The organism is Klebsiella sp. Ech2A, assembly GCF_030078455.1.
GTDB classification, from domain to species: domain Bacteria; phylum Pseudomonadota; class Gammaproteobacteria; order Enterobacterales; family Enterobacteriaceae; genus Klebsiella; species Klebsiella terrigena.
Genome location: NZ_JAQGFU010000292.1, coordinates 1 through 3865, shown reverse-complemented (window position 1 = coordinate 3865; position 3865 = coordinate 1). Strand labels below are relative to the sequence as shown.

Below are 3865 nucleotides of genomic sequence, written 5' to 3'. Positions count from 1 at the left end.
ACTCCTGCCTCTGCGGGCACCGTGAGCTACCCTCGTGCCCGCTGCGTTGAGGCTCCCTTGGGCGCCTGCCGGACGGGCAATTAGTTAACCAGATCGGCGAGCTTATACACCAGCGTGCGATCGGCGGTCGCCAGCGTCAGCTGATTTTCGGTTAAATCGACCTGTGCCCCGTCGCGCAGCATTTTGCCGAGCGTGGCGTCCAGCTCGTTAAGCTGCGGGTCAGCGCACAGCATCCGGGTCATCGCCAGCTCTTTGACCTTCAGCTCGCCGTCCGACACCTTGCCTTCGCCGCTAAAGCGGTTGCACATATTGCCTGAGACGAACGTCTTCTCGCCAAAGCTCAGCTCCAGCGGCTTCGAACCCTCCTTGAGCGGCTGGCCGTTGACGCTGGTCAGGACAAACCGATGGTGCTGAAGCTGCTCCGCGCTGGTGGACACCTTGCTGTTATATACGCAGCCGGAAAGCAGCATTCCTGCCGCCAGCAGTGCAGCAAACTTATTCATTTTTTCTCCAGAAATATTTCACATCTTTTAGGTAAGCGGAGTGTAACTGTACTGCAGGCAAATTCTGTGGGGCTTATCTGAATGTGCCCCCCGCAGGGGGAGGGCACAAAAGGGGAAGGATATCAGACCAGCGCGTTGGCGCACGCTTCACCGGCGTCAACCTGGCGCAGGTTATCGAGGGTGGTTTGCGAAATACTGATTAACGCCTCGGCGGTGAGGAACGCCTGATGCCCGGTGAACAGCACGTTATGGCAGGCCGACAGGCGGCGGAACACGTCATCCTGAATCACGTCGTTGGATTTATCTTCGAAGAACAGATCGCGCTCGTTCTCATAGACGTCCATCCCCAGCGCGCCGATTTTCTGGTGCTTCAGGGCGTCAATTGCCGCCTGTGAATCTATCAGGGCGCCGCGGCTGGTGTTGATCACCATCACGCCATCCTTCATCTGATCGAACGCCGCATGGTTCAGCAGATGATAGTTCTCGTCGGTCAGCGGACAGTGCAATGAGATCACGTCCGACTGCGCGTACAGCGTCGGCAGGTCAACGTACTCGACGCCGAGATCCAGCGCGGCGGCGCTTGGGTAAGGATCGAACGCCAGCAGGCGCATGCCAAAGCCTTTGAGGATCCGCAGGGTTGCCACGCCGATTTTCCCGGTACCGATAACGCCCGCGGTTTTACCGTGCATGGTGAAGCCGGTTAGGCCCTCAAGGGAGAAGTTGGCATCGCGGGTGCGCTGATAGGCGCGGTGAATGCGTCGGTTCAGCGACATCATCATGCCGACGGCGTGCTCGGCGACGGCTTCCGGCGAGTAGGCCGGCACGCGCACCACCCGCAGACCCAGCTCTTTGGCCGCGTCCAGATCGACGTTATTAAAGCCGGCGCAGCGCAGGGCAATGTACTTTACGCCGTGCGACTTCAGCTCTTCCAGCACCGGGCGGCTGCCGTCGTCGTTAACGAAAATGCACACCGCCTCGCAGCCGTTGGCCGTTTTGGCGGTTTTTTCGGTTAACAGGAAATCGAAGAACTCGAGTTCAAAGCCATATGTATCATTAACATGCTGAAGGTACTTTTTATCGTACTGCTTTGTACTATAAACAGCGATTTTCATAAGACTTTTCTCCAGTGATTATACCGTCACGGTAGCATATTTAAAATAATCGTACAATTCTTAAAAATTAGTTTAAATGACAGGTTATAATCATAATTCTAGAGTATATCTCTGCGTGGAGGTATCGCTTTAAAACATAATGCGTTTTTACCACAGGCTGAAGCTGAAGGCGCCTGGCGCCAGCAGGATCAGCGGCCACAGCAGACCGGAGCTGACGTTGGCGAGCTGAAAGCGCCAGAAAGAGGCGCCGCTGGCTCCGCTGGCGAGCGGAAGAGTGGCGCGCAGCGGAGAGAGAAAGCGGCTGAAAAATACCGCCCAGGCCCCGTGGCGGCGTAAAAACAGCCGGCTGCGGGCGAGGCGCTCGGCGCTAAGCCAGCGCAGGCGGTGAAGATGGTGTTGATAGCGGCGTCCCACCCGCCAGGAGAGCCAGAATCCGCCGATTGCCCCAAGCCCGGCGCTGAGCCACATTAGCAAGAAATGCCCGAAGCTGGCGGAGGCGAAGGTACCGAGCAGCAGCAGACCGGAGGTGCCGGGCACCAGCAGCGAGACGATCGCGCAGGATTTACTGAACGTCAGCAGGAACACCAGCAGCAACAGCAGCGCGTAGTGGTCCTGCGCCGACTCAATCAGCGAGTAGATAAACGCCACGCTTGCCCTCCGGCCTGCTCTGATGATGATTAGCCAGTGTGACAGGGGTTGGCTAAATGAAGGCTAAATCAGCGGCGGGTCAAAAATCGCCGCAACGATGGCGGCGCAGCGGCTATTCTTAGGCAGGACGCAAACTTTAACTCACTGGTCGAACGTGCCACAATACGCGCTACATTCGGCATATACTTTTGTTGATTCAGGATATTAAGCGCCCATGAAGGGTAAATATAAAGCCGCTATCGCGCTGGTGTTAGCACTCCTTTTGCTCCCGCTGGCGCTGCTGTCGACGCTAACCCACTGGGTGCCGACGCTCGCCGGGATCTGGCTGCCGGCGGGGACCCGGATCTCGCTAACCGACAGCCCGCGCCTGACGCGCACCGCGCTGCGTATCCCCGATTTACGCTACATGGTTGGCGACTGCGAGCTGGCAAGGGTCACCAACGCCCAGCTTTCCCACCCCAGCCGCTGGCGCCTGCATCTCGATGAGCTGGATATCAACAGCGCCTGCCTGAGCAAACTCCCGGAGAGTGAACCCACCCCCGGCGCGCCGCGCACCCTGGCGGAATGGCAGTCGATGCTGCCCTATAGCTGGCTGACCATTGAGAATCTGCGCCTGTCGCCGTGGGAAAAATGGCAGGGGCGGCTGGTGATGTCGCTCACGCCGACGCAGCAGGATATCGGCTACAGCGGGCCGGAGGTCACCGTGCAGGCCCGCCTGCGCGGCCAGGCGCTGACCGTCAGCGACTTCTCCGCGCGGCTGATTGAAGGCCAGGCGCCGGTCAGGCTGGTCGGCGAGTTCCATATGCCGCTGGTGCCGGACGGCTTCCCGGTTGACGGCCATCTGCTGAGTACCTTCGAATTTCCGCAGGAGCCGGGGCTGGTTGACGCCGAGCTGGAGTGGCAGAAAAACCGCGGGCAGCTGCTGGTGACGCCACGAGGTGAGGTGCAGCCGATGCTCGACCTGCCGTGGGAAATTACCCCCGAACGCATAGCGATCAGCGACGGTCGCTGGAGCACCGAATATGCCGGCTATCCGCTGAGCGGCCGCGTGGCGCTGTCGGTGGACGACTGGCAGGAGGGAACCGAGAATATGCAGGTCAGCGGGCGCCTGAACGTGCTGACCCAGGGGGAGGCCGGAAAAGGCAACGCGGTTCTGAACGTCGGGCCCGGTAAGCTGAGCATGGATAGCAGCGATATGCCGCTGCGGCTCACCGGCGAGGCGAAGCTCGGGGATCTTATCGTCTACGCCGCGCTGCCGGCCAGGCTGAGCGGTCCGCTCACCACCCCGGAGCTGACTTTCCATCCCGGCGCGCTGCTGCGCTCGCGCGGGCGGGTGATTGACTCCCTCAATATCGATGAAATACGCCTGCCGCTGGCGGGGGTTAAGGTCACCCAGCAGGGCGTCGACGGCCGGCTGCAGGCTATTCTGCGCGCCCACGAGCAGGAGATGGGCGACTTCGTCCTGCATCTTGACGGCAAGGCCGACAGCTTTATGCCCGACCGCGGCCGCTGGCAGTGGCGCTACTGGGGAGAGGGGCACTTCACGCCGATGCAGGCGCGTTGGGATGTGAAGGGCGCGGGAGAGTGGGTGGACAGCGCCAT

4 protein-coding genes are annotated in these 3865 nt (G+C 60.4%); 1 reads left to right on the top strand and 3 read right to left on the bottom strand.

Annotation, left to right across the window (positions count from 1 at the left end; all coding sequences use genetic code 11):
• Positions 1-80: 80 nt before the first annotated feature.
• The 3 genes from hslJ to PFH44_RS25635 form a co-directional block, all read right to left on the bottom strand.
• Positions 81-503, bottom strand: coding sequence for a heat shock protein HslJ (gene hslJ, locus PFH44_RS25645; RefSeq protein ID WP_045855123.1), 423 nt, complete (start codon positions 501-503; stop codon positions 81-83).
• A 122-nt stretch (positions 504-625) separates the two neighbouring features.
• Positions 626-1615, bottom strand: coding sequence for a 2-hydroxyacid dehydrogenase (locus tag PFH44_RS25640; protein WP_076945438.1), 990 nt, complete (start codon positions 1613-1615; stop codon positions 626-628).
• Between the two features lie 147 nt (positions 1616-1762).
• Entirely contained in the window at positions 1763-2263 is a 501-nt protein-coding gene (locus PFH44_RS25635) for a DedA family protein (RefSeq protein WP_167691841.1), read from the bottom strand.
• Between the two features lie 214 nt (positions 2264-2477).
• On the opposite strand from PFH44_RS25635, the gene PFH44_RS25630 reads away from it, so the two are divergent.
• A partial coding sequence (locus PFH44_RS25630; RefSeq protein ID WP_463671577.1) for an intermembrane phospholipid transport protein YdbH family protein occupies positions 2478-3865 on the top strand: 1388 nt, incomplete at its 3' end.

What these genes read in the sequence shown, in the direction of transcription:
- hslJ (WP_045855123.1), bottom strand. Translation starts at nt 503, where the DNA reads ATGAATAAGTTTGCTGCACTGCTGGCGGCAGGAATGCTGCTTTCCGGC.
- PFH44_RS25640 (WP_076945438.1), bottom strand. Translation starts at nt 1,615, where the DNA reads ATGAAAATCGCTGTTTATAGTACAAAGCAGTACGATAAAAAGTACCTT.